Genomic DNA, 19,409 nt, shown 5'->3' with positions numbered 1-19,409 from the left:
TTTATTTAGTGCATACTCCGTTAGTTTCTATAGTTATTCCTACTTATAATCGAGCTCATACAATTGGGCAAACGCTTGACAGTGTTTTGGCTCAAACTTACCAAAATTGGGAATGTCTTGTGGTTGATGATGGTAGTACAGATGCTACTGCTAATTTACTTGACCTTTATTGTAAAAAGGATAGTCGTTTTCAATATTATAAACGGCCAGCTCAACGCCCAAAAGGTGCTAATGCTTGTCGTAACTATGGGTTTGAATTGAGTAGGGGAAGTTATATTGTCTTTTTAGACTCAGATGATTTACTAGCAAAAAACTGCATTGAAACACGAGTGTTAGTAGCTATAAGTAACCCAAGCATTTCTTTGTTTATATTTAAAATGTTAAGGTTTTATGTAAAGCCTTTTGACTCTAATGAAGTTGTTAACAGATACTCAAATATAAAGGCAAACTATTTGCTTATGTTTTTAAAGCATGAACTTCCATGGCAATTAACATCAATGTTCATAAAAAGAGATGAGTTAAAAACACGTTTTAATGAAAGACTTCAAAGGTTTCAAGATGTAGAATTTGCTATTAAAGTATTATTTAAAACTGATACCGAACAAATAAAAATACTAGAAGATGCTCAGCCAGATTGTTTTTACAGGCAAGAAGATAGACATCATAAATATACCATTGACTTTATAAAGTTAATTAGTAAATCGCTATTAGAATATTTTAATTCTACCGACACTATGATTAATTATTATAAAAATGATAGCATAAAGTATAACAAGTTTAGGGAACTACAATTTGTTTTCTATCTTAAAATATACAGGAATTATATCTTGCCTAATATTGCTAATCTAAAATCTGAAAGTTATGTTTTAAAACAATACATGTTTACAAATGGTTATATAAATAGAATTGATTTATTTAAATTAAAACTCTTAGAATTTTTATATTTAAAAAAGCTTAATAATATAAAAGGTATTGGTATATATAAGCTATCAAGAAAATGGGTAAAATAAAAATTCTTCTAGTAGCGATGCCATCTATTCATTTTTTTAGATGGATTGAAAACTTAGAGCATTCGAGTTTTGAGTTGTATTGGTTTGATGTATTAGATAAAGGTTATTTTAAAACCCAAACGACTATTACACAGTTTACCCATTGGAAAAAGAGGAAATTTCCTTATATAAAAGGAGAGTATCTGTTATCTAAAAAGTTTCCTAAGTTTTATAATTTTATAAAGCCTTATTTAGAAGTTTCTGAGAATGAAGCTCTCGCTAATTTGATAAAAAGAATAGACCCAGACGTTGTTCATAGTTTTGAAATGCAATCATGTTCTTACCCCATTTTAAAAACTATGAATAAGTTTTTAGACTTAAAATGGGTTTATTCTTGTTGGGGTAGCGATTTGTTTTTTTATAGAACTATTGAAACACATAACCTTAAAATAAAGGCAGTGTTAAACCGTATTAATTATTTGCATGCAGACTGTTTAAGAGATTTAAAAATAGCAAGAGCTTTAGGGTTTAAAGGCATGAGCTTAGAGGTTATTCCTGGTGGTGGTGGTTATGATATTAATTATATGTCTAAATTTAAAGAGCCTTTAAAGAACAGAAGAATTATCTTAATTAAAGGTTACCAACATCATTTTGGACGAGCCTTATCTGTAATAAAAGCCATTGCCTCTATAGATAGTGTAAAACAATATGAGGTTATAGTTTTTGGTGCTACTACTTCTGTAGTGAATTATATTAAAGATAAAAAGTTAAAGATTAAGGTTTTTAGAACAGGAGAATTAACACATGAAGAAGTTATTAAATTAATGGGACAGTCACTTATCTATATAGGTAATAGTCTTTCTGATGGTTTGCCTAATACACTATTAGAGGCTATTGTAATGGGAGCTTTCCCTATACAATCAAGTCCAGGAGGTGTAACAGAAGAAATTATAGAACATAATAAAAATGGGTTGTTGATTACTGATCCAGAAGATATAAACTCTATAAAAGTTTTGATAATGTCTTGTTTGCAAGATAAAGACTTAATAAATTATGCTAATAAGATCAATAAAGAATTTGCGTTAAAGCGTTTAGACCATATGCAGATTAGACAAAGGATAATTTCTATATATAAAGATTTATAAAAAGCCTAAAAAGTGAAGGATTTAAAGCTTAAAAAAAGCGTGTTAACACTCAGGTATTATTGTTACTATTATTACAATTTAATATTTAATACCACTTTGCGTCACCATAACAAAAATTATAAATCTATTCCGATTATTATTATAAGTTACAATCAGCTTTTTTACTTAAAACAATTACTAAGCTTTTTGCAAGATAATGCATATACCAATATTATAATTATAGATAATAACTCAACCTATGCGCCTTTAATTGCGTATTTTAAAGAGATTAATGACCAAGTTAAAATACATAGGCTTCATAAAAACTACGGTCATAGGGTGTTTTGGAATCAGGAAGAGTTGTTTAAAACCTATGCAAAAGGGTATTATGTAGTAACCGATCCAGATATTGTACCACTTAGTGAATGTCCGCATGATTTTTTATGGCATTTTAAAACTATACTCAATGCTAATCCAGATGTAAATAAAGTAGGGTTTAGTTTAAAAATAGACGATATACCAGACACAAATAAAGAAAAGCAGACTGTATTAAAATGGGAGCGTCAGTTTTATAAAAAACAAGACAAGAATAACAACTATATAGCAAAAATTGATACTACATTTGCCTTATACCGACCAAGCGGCATAAAACCAGTTTGGAAAAATTTTTTTAAAGCCATACGTACTAAATACCCTTATATAGCAAAGCATGGCGGTTGGTATATAGATTTTAATAATTTAACCGCCGAGCAAGACTATTATATTAAAACGGCAAACAGCTCTAGCTCTTGGCTTAATTTAAAAGATGAAGGTAAGCTTAAAACATACAAAGATTTATAATAAAATATGGTAGATGTTAGCATAATATTTGTAAACTACAATACCTGTAAATTAACATGTGATGCCATACAATCTGTTTATGATTTTACAAAAAACATAGTTATAGAACTTATTTTGGTTGATAATAACTCAAAAGATGATTCTGTTGTTGTTATTAAAAAGAAATTTCCAGAGGTTAAAGTAATAGCGAATAAGCAAAACCTTGGCTTTGGTAAAGCTAATAATAAAGGAATTAAAATAGCAAATGGAAAATATCTGTTTTTGTTAAATACAGATACGTACTTAATAAATAATGCTATAGAGCTTCTTTATAATTTTATGGAAAATGCTGCAAATAAAAACGTAAGTGTAGCTGGAGCTCAATTATTAACTCCAGATTTGTTATATAATGTTTCTGCGGGTAATTTTCCTAATTTTAGACTGTTTGTAAAAGGCTCTTTTTGGAAGTATTTTTACTCAAAACACTATTATTTAAATGCCAATAGAAGAGCAATTCCTACAACGAGCAATATTCCGTTTGTTGTAGACTACGTTTCTGGAGCCGATTTTTTTGTTAGAAAGCGCATTATTGATGAAGTTGGAGGTTTTGATAAACGGTTTTTTATGTATGGCGAAGATACAGAGTTATCTTATAGAATTAAAACGTATTTTCCGGAAATGGAAAGTATGATTGTGCCAGCGGCAAAAATTGTACATATTAGCCAAGGATCAAGTGCTAATGATAGTGAAAGCAAACCGTTTAAGCACAAGCTAATAAAAGGAAGAACCTTGTATTATAGAATTACAGAAGGCATTTTGCCAAGCGTTTTATATTATATAACAAGTATAAAACGGCTTTATTTTTAATACGATTAAATTGCAGAGATTTTAAGAGTTTTTGAAATTTATTGTTAATATCAATAATTTAAAAAATAAGATTATAGTAATAGTTTAATTTTATAATAATTTTAAAAAAAAAGAGAGATTAGAAAGTAATGAAAATACTTGTTTGCATAGGAACGCGCCCTGAAGCTATAAAAATGGCTCCAATATGTTATGAGTTGCATAAAAAAAATATACCATATAAACTATGTGTTACTGCTCAACATAGAGAATTATTAGATCAGGTAATAGATTTTTTTCAGCTAAAAGTGGATTATGATTTAGATTTGATGAGAAAAAATCAAAATTTAAATTTTTTAAGTTCTAAGATCTTATTTCAAATGGATGCAATTTTAGATAGTGAAATATTTGATTTAGTTATTGTGCATGGAGACACAACCACATCAAGTATGGTTGCTCTCGCCGCATTTCATAGACAGATAAAGGTCATGCATATTGAAGCGGGTTTGCGAACATATAATAAACACGCTCCATTTCCTGAAGAGATTAACCGACAACTAACAGGACGATTATCAGACTACCACATGGCTCCTACATTTAGCGCAAGTAAAAACCTACTTGAAGAAGGTGTAAAAGAAAAAGATATTTTAATAACAGGAAATTCAGTTATTGATGCTTTAAAATTTACTAGAAATAAATTAGCAAAAGGTTATTCTAATCCATCAATTGAAAACTTAAAAAACTTACTAGATTTAAATAGTGATATTATTCTGGTAACAGGACACAGGAGAGAAAATATTGGACAAGGTTATATTAATGTATGCAATGCTATATTAGAATTATCTAAAAATGATTTACAAATTGTATTTCCAGTACATTATAACCCAAATGTAAGGCAGGTTGTTTTTGATAAATTAAAAGGTATTGCAAACATACATCTTATAGAGCCGTTAGATTATCCATCGTTTGTTTGGTTGATGAAAAAAGCGAAGGTTATTATATCTGATTCTGGTGGTATTCAAGAAGAAGCCCCAACATTTAATATTCCAGTACTAGTTACTAGAGAAGTAACAGAAAGGTTGGAAGGTGTTTTGTCTGGACATTCTTTTTTAGTAGGAACAAACACATCTAAAATTATAGATAAAACATTAGAATTACTTAGTAGCACTAAATTTGATACTAAAGTAAATCCTTATGGCAGTGGAAAAGCTGCTGAACTTATAGTTAATTTTATTAAAGATTATTTTAAATGATTTAGGAATGAAAAAAATAAAAAATTATTTTAAAAAGTTTTTAAACAAATTACCCTATATAAGAACATTATACAAGTATAGCCTAAATTCAGCATACCCTAATGGGCATTTTTATTCACCAGTAATCTCAATAAGTGAGGTTAAAAAGCGAGAGAAGGAGATTTGGCAAAATAGGGAAGTAGAAGGTGTTAATGGCATTAATTTAAACTTTGAAAACCAAAAAGAATTGTTATTACAGCTAAGTGAGTTCTATAACAAAGTTCCATATATTTTTGAAAAAGATTTAAAATTAAGATATCAGTTTAATAATGGTTATTATGGGCATACAGATGGAATAATTTTATTCGCAATGTTGATGCATTTACAGCCTAAAAAAATTATTGAAATAGGTTCTGGATTCTCCTCTGCAATTATGTTGGATACAAATGATTTTTATTTTGATAATAAAATAAATTTAACATTTATTGACCCATATCCAGAAAGGTTATTTGATTTAATGAAAACTAAAGACAAAGAAAAAAATGTAATTATTAAAAGTGATTTGCAATTATTAAATCTTGATATATTTAAAGCATTAAATTCGGGGGATATTTTGTTTATTGATAGTACACATGTATCAAAAACAGGAAGTGATGTTAATTATATTTTGTTTGAAATTTTACCGATTTTAAACAAAGGCGTGCATATCCATTTTCATGATATATTTTATCCATTTGAGTACCCAAAGGAATGGGTTTATAAAGGTATAAATTGGAATGAGAATTATATTTTAAGAGCTTTTTTGATGTATAATTTAGAATTTAGTATTGAATTGTTTGCAGATTATTTACATGTTCATCACAGTTCTTTATTTGAAAAAATGCCATTTTGTTATAAAAATACAGGAGGTAATTTATGGATTGTTAAAAATTAGATATACATTTTGGTAGAAAAAAAAAACATATTAATAGTAACTGAATCTATTAATATTGAAGATAGTAGCGGATCTAAAGCTAATGTAGATGTTATTAGAAATCTAAAACAGTCTGGTTTTGATTTAAAAGTGTATCATTATACACGAAAAGCGACAAGTTTAAAAGGGATTGACTGTGTTTCAATCTCTGAGCAGAAGTTTACTTTTATGTATGTGCTTAGTAAGCTTCAGGTTATGCTCTGGAAGGTTTTTAAAATTAACATTAATCCTTTTTTTGAAAAACGCTGGGGCTTTTCTTTTTCTCATTTTAATGATGTGTACAGTATTAAAACGGCATTGCAAAAAGAAACTAATTTTAAGCCAGATTGGGTGCTTACGCTAAGTAAGGCTGCAAGCTTTAGGGCACACAAGGCAGTACTTAAACTTGATAAATGGCATAGCAAATGGTTGGCTTATGTGCATGATCCGTACCCTATGCATTTTTACCCAAGACCGTATAATTGGGTGGCACCAGGCTATTACCAGCAACAAGAGTTTTTTAGAGCCGTTTCAAAGCAATCGGCGCATGCAATTTTCCCCAGTCAGTTGTTAAAAGAGTGGATGGGAAGTTATTATCCGGATTTTTTAGAACGCGGCATTGTTATACCACATCAAATTTCAGATTTTAAAATAGACAGGTCAATATTACCATTGTATTTTAAAAAGGAGCGTTTTACTATATTGCATGCAGGAAGCTTGATGAAACCTAGAAACCCAAAAGGCTTAATAGAGGGATTTGAATTGTTTTTAAATAAACACCCAGAAGCAAAAGCAGATACTCAATTATTATTGTTAGGACATAAAGCTTATTTTAAAACGTACTTGGATGCTAAAGAACAACAAATTTCTCAACTTTATGTAAGCCCAGGTTATGTTAGTTATAAAGATGTGCAAGGTATGCAGGAGCATGCCTCGGTTAATGTAATTTTAGAAGCTAAGTCTGAAATAAGCCCTTTTTTACCTGGTAAATTTCCGCATTGTGTAAAAGCTAATAAGCCTATTTTGTATTTGGGGCCAAGCTATAGTGAGGTTTCAAGACTTTTAGGAGAACGTTATGAATTTGTAGCTGAGATAGATGACGTTGATCGTATAGCAACACATATTGAAACCATGTATGATTATTGGAAAAATAAATCTGAATTACAATATCTAAACAGACCAGATTTAAAAACGTACATGTGGTTTACAACCTTAAAACAACTAATTATGCAACTCTAGACTTAAATATTTAATATGTAGTTTATGATTAAAAAAATCTCAAATAAATTGTTGTATTTATTCGAAAAAATAAAGCGAATTATTATTACGTTTATAAATAAATCGACCAAACAGTCTGATGTTGATCGTTGGAGTAAAGATAAATCACTATTTGCTTCATGGGATGAACGCACACAACTTTTGGCTAACCACGTACAACCAAACAGTATAGTTTTTGAGTTTGGAGCCGCACGACTAGTTTTAAAAAATATGTTACCAGAAGGCTGTACTTACTTACATTCTGATATTGTGAGTAGAAATGAAGATACTCTGGTGGTTGATCTTAATAAAGAATTGCCACAAATACCTAATGTAGATTATGTTATATTTAGTGGTGTTTTAGAGTATATTTTTGAGGTGGAAGCTTTGATTAAACATCTCTCTGAGTTTACCAATCATTTTGTATTATCATACGCTGTAACTAATCATTTTAAAGAAAAAACAGATAGAAGGTTTCATGGCTGGGTAAGTGATTTAAGTGAAGCCGATTTATTTGCAATTGCACATAAGTTTCAATTAAAAAGCAAAATTATTGGTACATGGAAAAAGCAAGTCCTGTTTCAGTTTAGTAAATAATTAAAAATGCAGCAAAAAATTACCGTTATATACGCCTATAGAAATCGTGATTTTGAACGTGTTCGTTTGTCTTTACAGTCTTTACAAAACCAAAGTAACCAAAACTTTGAGGTTCAGTTTATAGATTATGGTAGTGAACAGCATTTTGCTAAAAGTATCAAAGATGTTGTGGAAAGTTATTCTTTTGCTACCTACCATTATGTTGCTCATAAAGGGTTGTTGTGGAATAAGAGTAAGGCTTTAAATTATGGCATTTCTCAAACAGAGTCTGACTATGTTGTGCTTTCTGATATTGATGTTGTTTTTGCGACTCATTTTATAGACTACTGTTTAAATATTGCCAAACCTAACCAGTTTTTGTTATTTAAAATAGGCTATTTACCTAAAGATGTAGAAGCAAATCAAATTGAAGAACGCCGTTTTTTAGATTTAAAGCCTACACATTTTGGCGATACATTTGGTATAGGTTTGTTTTATAATAAAGCACTTAAAGAAGTAAAAGGCTTAGATCCGTTTTTCCATTTTTATGGCTCTGAAGATGAAGATTTAAATAGTAGGTTAATTGAAAAAGGATATACATTAAACCGTTGTGAAGAAAACCTTTTGTTGCATCAATGGCACCCTAGATTTGCAGAAGGTAATGATGATACATTGTCTGTTGTGCCTAGGCTTAAAAACATACAGCGTATAAATCAACGCCATTATCTTTGGAACAAGGCATTAAAACACACCAAACATAGAGATGTAAAAAACTGGAACCATGTTTATACTATGCATGACGAAAGTATATTAAATAAGCCAGAGACTACGCTGTTTTTAAATACCATAAAAGCACATGTTACTCATTTTTTAGATTATGGTATAAACGATTATTATGATAAGGTTATAAAAGTTGTTTTTAAAGAGGACGACTATTATAGGTCTTTAAAGTATAAGGCAAAAACCTTGTTACATAAAGAAACGCAACCTTATGTTAGTTTAAAATATGTAAACGATAGATTATTAGAAGCCATAATTTTTAAATACAGACACGCTAATTATGCTTTTTATGTTGTTAGTGATAAAAAAGAGATTCATTTTACAATAGATTTAAAAACGATATAAGTTATATGTTTCGATTAAAATCTATAAGATTGTTTTGGTGGAGTGAACCTTTATTAATGGGTAAACCAAAAGAAAACTATGGTGATCTTCTTGGTAAATATTTAGTTGAGAAAATTTCGCATACAAAGGTAAAGTTTACACATCCAAAAAAACCTAGTTTTAAAAATTTATTTGCACCTATATATGTTACTATTGGTAGCATTTTGGCACATGTAAATAAAAACTGTATTGTTTGGGGAAGTGGTATTATAAATGAAGATCAACTTGTAAAACCTGCAAAGTTTTTGGCCGTAAGAGGTCCAGAGACAAGGCGCGTTTTAATGCGTCAAGGTTATGATGTGCCAGAAATATTTGGAGACCCAGCATTATTATTACCAGATTATTATTTACCTAAAGTAAATAAAGTACATAAATTAGGTGTGATACCACACTATGTTGATTATGCAAGAGTTGTTGAGTTGTTTAAAGACCACAAAGCTATTGTTGTTATAGATTTAATGACCAATGATGTAGAGCTAACAACCAAACAAATTATGGAATGTGAACGTATTGTTTCTTCGTCACTACATGGTGTTATAGTATCTCATGCCTATGGTATACCAGCGGTTTGGGTTAAGTTTTCTGATCGATTGTTTGGTGATGATATCAAGTTTAAAGATTATTTTAAATCGGTATTGATACCACCATACAAGTTTGATTATATAGAAAAAGATGAAAGTTTAGAGGCGTTTTTTAACCCTAAAATTGAGCTTCCTAACCCTAAACAAATTAATAAATTAAAATTAGATCTAATGTCTGTTTGCCCATTTAAATAATTTGTATTTTGTGTGTATAAAGACGTATTAAATTTAATGAAAGACAAGAAAGTATTTATTTTAGTATCAGACGGGTCTGGCTTAAGAAATTTTTTATTCACAAAATTTAAAGCAGAAGGAGAAAACAGTAATTATAATCTTCAATATTGGAATGATACACGTTTTTCTTTAAGCGATAGGTTTAATTGTAATGAGGTTAGTATTGCTACTTATAAACAAAATTGGCAAACATTACTTTTTTGTAGAGTAAGAAAACGAATAGAATTAAATGTATTGACAAAAAAGTTTAAGGATAATGTATATCAGCTTTATAAATTTCCTTTAAGTTATAGATCGATTAACGATTTTATTAAAAGTACTATTATTAATGTTTTTGAACGATTAAACTCTACAGAAGCAGGAATTAAGAGAATAAGAAAAAGGATTAAAACATTAGAACGATCTACTAAAAAGTATGCCTATTGTAAGCAACAGCTTACTACTGACAAACCTGATTTGGTTTTTTGTACAAACCAACGATCCACAAAAATGATTAGTGCTGTTTTGGCAGCCCAAGATTTAGGGATACCAACAGTTTGTTTTATTCATTCTTGGGATAATGTTCCTAAAGCAATGAATGTAATAGAAACAGACTATTATTTGGTATGGAGTGATCTTATGAAAAAAGAACTTTTACATTACTATCCATACATCGATGAAAGTAAGGTTTTTGTTACAGGAACACCTCAGTTTGTACCACATTATGATCGTACTTTAATAAAAAGTAGGGCGTCTTTTTTTAATGAATATAATTTAGATGTTAATAAAAAATATGTTTGTTATTCTGGTGATGATATTACTACGTCTCCATTGGATCAGTATTATTTAGAAGATTTAACCAACGCAGTTAGAAACTTAAATAATAAAGGTGAAAATATTGGGATTATTTATAGAAAATGCCCAGTTGATTTTACAGATCGGTATGATGAGGTTTTAAAAAACAATAAAGATTTAATTATAAAGATTGATCCTATTTGGGAACAGGTAGGTGATATGTGGAGTGAAATAATACCAACAGTAGAAGATTTTTCTTTACTGGCTAATATATGTTACCATACGGAGTTGGTTACCAATGTGTGCTCATCTACAGTATTTGATTTTGTAATACATAAAAAGCCCTGTATCTATTATAATTATGAGCAACCACAACTTAAAAAAGGGATACGAGATATAGGACAGAATTACAAATATGTTCATTTTAGATCTATGCCATCTGATGCTGCCGTAATTTGGTGTAAAGATAAAAGTGAACTTGAAACAAAAGTTTTTGAAGTTTTAAAAGGCGAAAGATCAAATGTTTCTGTTGGCACTCAATGGTACCATAATGTTGTAGGACAATTGCCTGAAAATGCATGTGCCACTATTTGGAATGCATTAGAACACATTATACTTAAAACAACTATTTAAATTTATGTTGTTTAACTCATTTAGTTTTTTAGTTTTTTTTGTTATTGTGTTTAGTTTGTATTGGTTTGTTTTTAAAACACATAACCGGTATCAAAATTTACTTTTACTTATAAGCAGCTATGTGTTTTATGGTTGGTGGGATTGGCGATTTTTATCGCTAATACTATTTAGTACTATAGTAGATTTTTATGTAGGACACGCTTTGGGGTTAACTATTAAAAAAAAGCATAGACGATTTCTTCTTGGCGTTAGCATATGCGTAAATATTGGTTTGCTTGGTTTTTTTAAGTACTATAATTTTTTTATAGATAATTGGGTAGAGGTTTGGTCTAGTTTAGGTATTACTATGCATAGAAGTACACTACAGATTATACTTCCTGTAGGAATTTCATTTTATACATTTCAAACCCTTAGTTATACAATAGATATATATCGTGATAAAATAAATCCAGAAAAAAGCGTTATTAATTTTGCAACTTTTGTTGCTTTTTTTCCGCAATTGGTAGCTGGACCTATTGAGCGTGCAAAAAACTTGTTGCCACAGTTTTCAATACAAAAAAAATTTTGTTACAAAAAAGCTATGTCGGGATTACACCTTATTATTTGGGGCTTGTTTAAAAAGGTTGTAATTGCAGATACTTGTGCTACTTATGTAAATGTTATTTTTGATAACTATGAGCAAATGAACACCTTATCATTAGTATTAGGTGCTGTATATTTTGCATTTCAGATTTATGGAGATTTTTCAGGCTACTCTGATATTGCTGTTGGTTTGTCTAGGTTGCTAGGTTTTGATCTTATGCGTAATTTTAATTACCCCTATTTTTCTAGAGATATAGCAGAGTTTTGGAGGCGTTGGCATATTTCGTTGTCCACTTGGTTTCGAGATTATGTTTATATTCCGTTAGGTGGTAGTAGAGTTAGTAAGATAAAACAAGTGCGTAATGTGTTTGTGATTTTTTTAGTAAGTGGTTTTTGGCATGGGGCAAATTGGACATTCATTGTTTGGGGAGCACTAAATGCAGTATATTTTTTGCCATTATTATTATTAAGTAGAAATAGAAATTATTTGGATGATATTAGCATAAGTAAATCATTTATGGGTTTAAAAACTATAGTAAATATTGCATTAACCTTCATGTTAACGTGTTTAGCTTGGGTGTTTTTTAGATCTAACACAGTTAGTGATGCTGTTTTATATATAAAACAGATTTTTTTGAGAAATGACTTTTCAAGTCAATTTTTAAGTATTGAGCGCTATAATTTTGAAGCCTTACTTTTAGTGTTGTTGTTTGTTGTAATAGAGTGGTTAATTAGGCATTACGAGCATCCTTTTTTGGGTAAGTATGCTACAATTAAAAGTATTGGCATTGTATTTTTAATTATTATTTTAGGTGTGTATTCTAATCATAATGATTTTATATATTTTCAATTTTAGATGAAAGCATTTTTAAAACATATAGGCCTTTTATCTATTGTTATTGTGGTTTTGCTATGCGTTTTAGATTTAGCTTATACATGGGTTTATGAACATTCAGACCCAAGAAATAAAACACAGTTTATTTTATCATTAAAGGAGAGTGATACCCTAGATTATGTATTTTTAGGAAGCTCTAGAGTTGAAAACACAATCGTTACTTCAAAAATAAAGGCACTTACAGATAAGACTGTTTTAAACTTAGGAACACAAGGCGCAAAATTAGATGATGTTAATATTTTTTTACAATTATTATTAAGCCGAAACATTAAAATTAATAAAGTTTTTATTCAAGTTGATTACCTATTTAATTTTGAATCTAGTTCAGATATCGTTCGATCTCAATCATTACCGTTTATTAGAAAACATAGTATTATAAAAACGTATTTGCAAAAAACAGATTCGAGTTTTAACTTAAACTATTATCTCCCTTTTTACAGATATGCAAAAAACGACTACAGAGTTGGGTTTAGAGAGTTTGTAGCTTCATCTATTAATAGAAAAGCAGTTGTAAATTTTAATGATGGTTTTTTACCGCTTTATGGAAAAATGAAGAGTTCAAGCATATCGACACTTCCAAAAACTATTTTAAAGCAAAATAAAAGTTTTGATATTATAGATTCAATATGTAGAAAAAATAAAATTGATGTCATTTATTTTTGTGCTCCGTTTTGTCAAAATTTAAAGAACAGAGACTATGTTGATAGTTTAAAAATACGTATTCCAAATTTTAAAGACTTTTCAGAAGTAGTAACTAACAATGCGTTATTTCAAAACTGTTCTCATTTAAATGAAGAAGGCGCTAATTATTTTACTGAGTTGTTAATAAAAGAGTTGAAACTATGACTATAGCCTTTTTAACATCAGAGTATCCACATGAAAAGCTAAAACCTTCGGCAGGTTTAGGCTCAAGTATTAAAAACTTAGCAAAAGGGCTAATTAAATCTGGTGTTGATGTTACTGTATTTGTTGTTTTTCAAAATGAAAATACGTCGTTTATAGATGAAAATATAAAAGTTATTTCTATAGCTAGAAAGGGCTATACATTTTTTGGTTGGTATTTAGAACGAAAGCATATACAAGGTATAGTACAACAAGAAATTAATGCTGCAAATATTGAAGCCATAGAAGCGCCAGATTGGACAGGAATTACAGCATTTATGAATTTTACTATACCTGTTGTTATTCGTCTGCATGGGAGTGATGCGTATTTTTGTCATTTAGAAAAACGGCAACAAAAAAAGAAGCATTATTTTTTTGAAAACAATGCCTTAAAACGCGCAGACAAACTACTTTCGGTAAGTGCATTTACAGCGCAAGTTACAACAGCTATTTTTAAGCTAAAAAAAGATATTAAGGTTATCCATAATGGAATTGATACTACTTTTTTTAAACCAATGGAGGTAGAGGTTAATAAAGGGCAGCTTTTATACTTTGGTACCATTATTAGAAAAAAAGGTGTTTTGGAGTTGGCACAGATTTTCAATTTTGTAGTGGCGTCTGATGCTAATGCATCATTACTTTTAATAGGAAAAGATGTACAAGATGTTTTAGAAAATAAATCAACACTTTCATTATTTAATTCATTATTAACACCTAAGGCAAAAGAAAAGGTGACACACATTCTAGAAGTACCATATAAAGATGTAAAAGATTATATAGCAAAAGCAAATGTTGTTGTTTTGCCTAGCTTTGCAGAAGCTTTCCCAATGACATGGTTAGAGGCTTTGGCAATGGAAAAAGCATTAGTATCGTCTAACATAGGTTGGGCTAAAGAGCTTATGGTCGATAAAGAAACAGGTTATACTGTAGATCCGGCGCATCATAAAGCGTATGCAGATACTATAATAACGCTTCTAAGAGATTGTAAAAAGGCAAAAATGTTTGGCAAACAAGCAAGAGAACATGTAATTTTAAATTTTTCAAACCAAGTGATTATTGAACAAAATATAAGCTTTTATAAGGCATTAATTAAAGGTAAAAATGAAATTTAAAACCTATACAACAGCTAAAGGTGAAACGTTATTATACACTGGAATGCCAAACCTTGAGCGTTTAGATGCTTTGTTAGAAACACCAGGCGATTTATGGCATAGCTCTTTAGATCAAGGCTTTGAAAATTGTTTTGAGCATTTAATCTATCAAACCTCAGTATATTGGTGGTTTTTAAATGATTTTAATGGTTTAGATTTGGCTGTTAATTGGCGGTTAAACTACCACAATTTTGTTATAAGAGAAACCACTTGGAATTCTTTAAATGGGTTTGATGATAACTTTTCTAATGAACTGGTAAGAGGTTTAGATTTTGGTTTCAACCTTATTAGACATAATGGAGGCATTCCAATTTACGTAAAAGGACTCTATGAAGCTAATAAGATTAATATTTCAATTTCAGATGAAGATAGATACTTGTTTTTTCTTAAACATTTTAAAAGGCATCATAGCTATTATATGATGTATAGGCAGGGTTTGTTCAATATTTTTACTGAGTATAAGGCTTTTAAAAAAGCATTAAAAAAAGTAACCAAGTGTAATACAACTAGTATTACGCCAAGACATTTAAATGCCATACAAGGACAACCTACGGTAAGTTTGGTAATTCCAACCATGAGGCGACAAGAATATACAGAGTTATTACTTAATGACCATAATAAGCAAAGTTATCTTATAAAAGAGGCAATTATTGTTGACGCTACACCTAAAGAAGATAGAGACCCAAAATTTTACAACCCTAATAACTTTAAATTTGATATTAAGGTAAAATGGCAAACCTCTAAAGGAAGTTGTAGAGCTAGAAATGAAGCTATAGCAATGTGTACAGGTGACTATATTATTTTTGCAGATGACGATGTAAGAGTATTGCCAGATTTTGTTGAAAACCATATAAGACTATTGCAAACCTATAATGCACAAGCTTGTAATGGTTTAGATATTATGGCTGAGCATACAACACAAGATTTAACAGATTTACAACAACGCCTTGATGTATTAGGAAACCAACGTTTTAAAGTTGGTGTGTCTCATATGTTTAGCAATGCAAATTCTTGTGTAAAAAGAAGTTTAGTAAAACGCCTTATAGGAAACGATATTAATTTTGATGGTGGTTATGGAGAAGATACTGATTTTGGTTTTAGAATTTTGCAACACGGCGAAATTTTGTTACATAATCCTTTTTCACCAAACTTGCATTTAAAACCTAAAAAAGGAGGCTATCGTTTTTGGGGACATCAATCAAAAATTATAGGAAAAAAGCGTAAAACTCAACCTTGGGAGCTAGATAAACCAGTTAAATATTATAGACCAATACCAAGCCCAACAATGACTTATGGGTTTTTAAAACATTATAAAGCAAAGCAGTTGAAAGAATGGCGTAGAAAGCATTTTTTTATTTATCTTTTTAAAGGGAAAGCATCTAATTTTTTAATTAGATTATTAAAACTACCCTATAAGCATTTACAGTTTAATAAATCTATTGCTTATGCAAAACGATTAATTAAAATAGGCGAACGTTATTCATAATTAAGCTATGACTTTTACTCTTATTGTTTGTACATATATGCGACCAAAAGCTTTACTGAATTTACTTAATTCGGTTAAAGACCAGGAGCTTTATCCTAATGAAATTTTAATTATTGATGGGTCTACAAATGGCGAAACAAAAACAATGTTAGCTGCGTATGCGTTTAAAAACTTGCGTTATTTTAAAGTTGATCAACCTAATAGAGGCTTAACAAAGCAACGTAACTACGGTATATTAAAAGTAAATGATGCTACAGATGTTATTTGCTTTCTTGATGATGATATTATACTTACACCATCGTATTTTAAAGTGTTATTAGAAACATATAACTTAAAGCCTAAAGCTTTAGCCGTATGTGGTTATATTAATAATGAGGTAGTGTGGGAAACGTCAGATAGGTTAAAGCGTTCTAATAAGTTTTACTATGATGGTTGGATGCGTGATGAACCTTTAAAGTTTAGGCTGCGAAGATACCTTGGTTTATTACCCGAAACCCAACCAGGAGTAATGTCTAGTTTTTCGAATGGACGATCAATTAGTTTCTTGCCACCTGACGGAAAAATATATGCTATAGATTTAATAATGGGCGGTATTTCATCATATCGAAAAAGTGTATTTTCAACCCTTAATTTTTCAACCTATTTTGAAGGTTATGGTTTGTATGAAGATGCAGATTTTTCTTTAAGATTATCTAAATTGGGACCACTGTATGTAAATACGAATGCGCAACTATCTCACCATCATGAGGCTTCTGGAAGACCAAATCAATTTAAATATGGAAAAATGGTTATAAAAAACGGATGGTATGTTTGGCGTATTAAATACAAAAACCCAAATTTTACAGCAAGATTAAAATGGAATTTGGTTCAACTGTTACAAACTTTAATTAGATTTACAAATGTTATCAATTCAAATAAAAAAGCAGAAGCATTGGCAGATGGTTTTGGTAGAGTTGTTGGCTGGTGGAGTTTGTGTATTAATAAACCACAAATTAATAGGTAAGACTAATTTTAATTAATGAGATTATTAATTGTAAGTAGCGTATTTCATAATTTTTTTGAAGGCAAAATATATGGTTATGGTCCCTATATTAGAGAAATGAATTTATGGGCTGCATATGCTGACGAGGTTGTTGTTTTAGGCCACAGAAAGGATGATAAAAATCTTAATCCAATTGATGCGCCTTATGTACACCACAATCTTAAGTTTGTAAGCGTGCCTAGTTTTAATATTCTGTCTTTATTTAATGTTTTAAGATCACTTTGTGTTAGTCCAATAATTGTATTTAAATTATTCAAACATATGAGAACGGCCGACCATATTCATTTTAGATGTCCAGCAAATTTAGGGTTAATGGGGCTCTTTGTTCAGGTTTTTTTTCCAAATACAAAAAAGTCTACAAAATATGCGGGTAATTGGGATCCAAATAGCAATCAACCAAAGAGTTATCGTTTACAGCAGTCTATTTTGAGAAGTACATTTTTTTCTAGACATATGAAAACTTTGGTGTATGGACAATGGCCAAATGAGTCTAAAAATATACATCCTTTTATATCTGCAACTTATACTGAGAGCGAGAAAATAGCTTTTCGACCTCGAGATTACTCTAAACCATTGCATTTTGTCTTTGCTGGAGCTTTGGTTGTTGGAAAAAGACCTTTGTTTACTATCAAAATTATTGAAGCTTTAAATAAAAAAGGAATGCACGCAGTACTAGATATGTTTGGTGATGGTCCATTGATGCCAGAATTAGAATTATATGTAAAACATAATGATTTAGAAAAATATATAATTCTTCATGGTAATCAAGATAAATCTGTAGTTAAAGCAGCATTACTAGATGCTCATTTTAATATATTACCATCAAAAAGTGAAGGTTGGCCAAAAGCAGTTGCCGAAGGTATGTTTTTTGGAAGTATACCCATTGCAACATCTGTGTCATGTGTGTCTTGGATGTTAGCTGATGGCAAACGAGGTATACTCATAAAACCAAATTTAGAATCTGCAATAGTAAAGATTGAAGAGGCTATTAAGAATGATAATTTAGAGATGATGGCAAAAGCTGCCATGAAATGGTCCCAACAATATACTTTTGATAGGCTTGAGCATGATATTAAAAATATACTATTAAGCTAATGCGTGTTGTACAACTTATAGATTCATTACATGCAGGTGGTGCAGAGCGCATGGCTGTAAATATATCTAATGCATTGTCAGAATCTATAGAGCGTTCGTATTTATGTTGCTCAAGGCAAGAAGGTATGCTCAAAGCTTTTATTAATCCATCGGTTAGTTATCTTTTTTTAAAGCGGAAAAACACATTAGATATAAAAGCGGTTTTAAAGTTTTATAAGTTTTTAAAATCTGAAAAAATAGATATTGTTCATGCGCATTCTACTTCATTTTTTTTGGCTACACTAGTAAAAATAATGTTGCCAAAGGTTAAAATTGTTTGGCATAATCATTATGGAAATAACATCAATTTAAGTTATAAAAAAAGACAAGTTTTACGTTTTTGTTCTTATTTTTTTTCATCAATACTTTGTGTTAACCAAAATCTAGTACATTGGAGTAAACACCATTTAAAAGGTAATTTAATATCTTATGTGCCTAACTTTTCAGTTTTAGAATCTGTAGTTACTAGTAATGAAGTCAGTATTCTTAAGGGAAATTTATCTAAACGTATTTTGTGTTTGGCTAATTTAAGACCAGATAAAAATCATTTTGTATTGCTTAAAGCTTTTCAAAAAATTTGTGAAACCCATGATGATTGGACATTACATTGTGTAGGACAAGATTTTAATGATCACTACTCAAAAGCTGTTTATGACTTAGTTAATGAGTTACAACTTAACAACTCGGTATTTTTTTATGGAAGTCAATCTGATGTTAAAAAAATTATTAAAGAAAGCGATATAGGTGTATTGTCGTCTAATATTGAAGGTTTGCCACTAACATTGTTAGAGTATGGTTTGGGCAAGCTTCCAGTTGTAGTTACAGACGTTGGAGAGTGTAAGCATATCGTTTCTAATAAAGACAATGGAATTTTAATACAGCCAAATACTAGTGACGAATTAGTTAACGCATTACAATACCTTATTGAAAATGAAGAAGACCGTATTTTATATGGAGAAAGATTAAACAATACAGTTATAAATACGTTTTCTAAAGCGTCTATAGTAAAACTAATTGTACAACATTATAATGAAATACTCTTGTAGTCTTTTTCAATTT

General features: G+C 30.0%; 18 protein-coding genes. All 18 read left to right on the top strand.

The window, feature by feature from the left end; all coding sequences use genetic code 11:
• The first annotated feature begins 8 nt into the window (after window positions 1-8).
• A complete protein-coding gene (locus BXY80_RS00260) occupies window positions 9-1,010 on the top strand; it encodes a glycosyltransferase family 2 protein (protein WP_120199224.1) in 1,002 nt (333 codons plus the stop codon).
• Window positions 998-2,134, top strand: coding sequence for a glycosyltransferase (locus BXY80_RS00255; RefSeq protein WP_120199223.1), 1,137 nt, complete (start codon window positions 998-1,000; stop codon window positions 2,132-2,134). The genes BXY80_RS00260 and BXY80_RS00255 overlap by 13 nt, the downstream gene beginning before the upstream one ends.
• A gap of 186 nt (window positions 2,135-2,320) precedes the next feature.
• Window positions 2,321-2,953, top strand: a complete 633-nt coding sequence (locus tag BXY80_RS00250) for a glycosyltransferase family protein (RefSeq protein ID WP_120199222.1) — start codon at window positions 2,321-2,323, stop codon at window positions 2,951-2,953.
• Between the two features lie 6 nt (window positions 2,954-2,959).
• Window positions 2,960-3,799, top strand: coding sequence for a glycosyltransferase family 2 protein (locus BXY80_RS00245; RefSeq protein ID WP_120199221.1), 840 nt, complete (start codon window positions 2,960-2,962; stop codon window positions 3,797-3,799).
• A gap of 128 nt (window positions 3,800-3,927) precedes the next feature.
• Window positions 3,928-5,028: a non-hydrolyzing UDP-N-acetylglucosamine 2-epimerase gene (gene wecB, locus BXY80_RS00240; RefSeq protein ID WP_120199220.1), complete on the top strand. Its 1,101-nt coding sequence runs from the start codon at window positions 3,928-3,930 to the stop codon at window positions 5,026-5,028.
• Window positions 5,029-5,035: 7 nt separating this feature from the next.
• On the top strand, window positions 5,036-5,941 hold the full coding sequence (locus BXY80_RS00235; RefSeq protein ID WP_120199219.1) for a class I SAM-dependent methyltransferase: 906 nt from the start codon (window positions 5,036-5,038) through the stop codon (window positions 5,939-5,941).
• Window positions 5,942-5,950: 9 nt separating this feature from the next.
• Window positions 5,951-7,198 (top strand): glycosyltransferase family protein, encoded by a 1,248-nt coding sequence (locus tag BXY80_RS00230; protein ID WP_120199218.1) that lies wholly within the window; start codon window positions 5,951-5,953, stop codon window positions 7,196-7,198.
• A gap of 24 nt (window positions 7,199-7,222) precedes the next feature.
• Complete coding sequence (locus BXY80_RS00225; RefSeq protein ID WP_120199217.1) at window positions 7,223-7,813, top strand: hypothetical protein; 591 nt, start codon at window positions 7,223-7,225, stop codon at window positions 7,811-7,813.
• Between the two features lie 6 nt (window positions 7,814-7,819).
• Entirely contained in the window at window positions 7,820-8,917 is a 1,098-nt protein-coding gene (locus BXY80_RS00220; RefSeq protein WP_120199216.1) for a glycosyltransferase family 2 protein, read from the top strand.
• A 5-nt stretch (window positions 8,918-8,922) separates the two neighbouring features.
• Window positions 8,923-9,732 carry a polysaccharide pyruvyl transferase family protein gene (locus tag BXY80_RS00215; RefSeq protein ID WP_245977120.1) on the top strand — a complete coding sequence of 270 codons (810 nt, stop codon included), beginning with the start codon at window positions 8,923-8,925 and terminating at the stop codon, window positions 9,730-9,732.
• A 36-nt stretch (window positions 9,733-9,768) separates the two neighbouring features.
• On the top strand, window positions 9,769-11,178 hold the full coding sequence (locus BXY80_RS00210) for a glycosyltransferase family protein (RefSeq protein ID WP_120199215.1): 1,410 nt from the start codon (window positions 9,769-9,771) through the stop codon (window positions 11,176-11,178).
• 4 nt (window positions 11,179-11,182) lie between these two features.
• Entirely contained in the window at window positions 11,183-12,616 is a 1,434-nt protein-coding gene (locus BXY80_RS00205) for an MBOAT family O-acyltransferase (RefSeq protein WP_120199214.1), read from the top strand.
• Window positions 12,617-13,501 (top strand): hypothetical protein, encoded by an 885-nt coding sequence (locus BXY80_RS00200; RefSeq protein ID WP_120199213.1) that lies wholly within the window; start codon window positions 12,617-12,619, stop codon window positions 13,499-13,501. It abuts the gene before it with no gap.
• Window positions 13,498-14,649 carry a glycosyltransferase family 4 protein gene (locus tag BXY80_RS00195; RefSeq protein ID WP_120199212.1) on the top strand — a complete coding sequence of 384 codons (1,152 nt, stop codon included), beginning with the start codon at window positions 13,498-13,500 and terminating at the stop codon, window positions 14,647-14,649. The genes BXY80_RS00200 and BXY80_RS00195 overlap by 4 nt, the downstream gene beginning before the upstream one ends.
• Window positions 14,639-16,174 (top strand): glycosyltransferase family 2 protein, encoded by a 1,536-nt coding sequence (locus BXY80_RS00190; protein WP_120199211.1) that lies wholly within the window; start codon window positions 14,639-14,641, stop codon window positions 16,172-16,174. Before BXY80_RS00195 ends, BXY80_RS00190 begins: the two co-directional genes overlap by 11 nt.
• 7 nt (window positions 16,175-16,181) lie before the next feature.
• Window positions 16,182-17,177 (top strand): glycosyltransferase family 2 protein, encoded by a 996-nt coding sequence (locus BXY80_RS00185; RefSeq protein WP_120199210.1) that lies wholly within the window; start codon window positions 16,182-16,184, stop codon window positions 17,175-17,177.
• Between the two features lie 15 nt (window positions 17,178-17,192).
• Window positions 17,193-18,311 (top strand): glycosyltransferase family 4 protein, encoded by a 1,119-nt coding sequence (locus BXY80_RS00180; RefSeq protein ID WP_120199209.1) that lies wholly within the window; start codon window positions 17,193-17,195, stop codon window positions 18,309-18,311.
• On the top strand, window positions 18,311-19,396 hold the full coding sequence (locus BXY80_RS00175; protein ID WP_120199208.1) for a glycosyltransferase: 1,086 nt from the start codon (window positions 18,311-18,313) through the stop codon (window positions 19,394-19,396). Before BXY80_RS00180 ends, BXY80_RS00175 begins: the two co-directional genes overlap by 1 nt.
• Window positions 19,397-19,409 lie beyond the last annotated feature (13 nt).

It is taken from the genome of Ichthyenterobacterium magnum (genome assembly GCF_003610635.1).
Classification (GTDB): Bacteria; Bacteroidota; Bacteroidia; order Flavobacteriales; family Flavobacteriaceae; genus Ichthyenterobacterium; species Ichthyenterobacterium magnum.
Note: the sequence above shows the minus strand (reverse complement) of the source record. Positions and strands in the feature narration are given on the sequence as shown.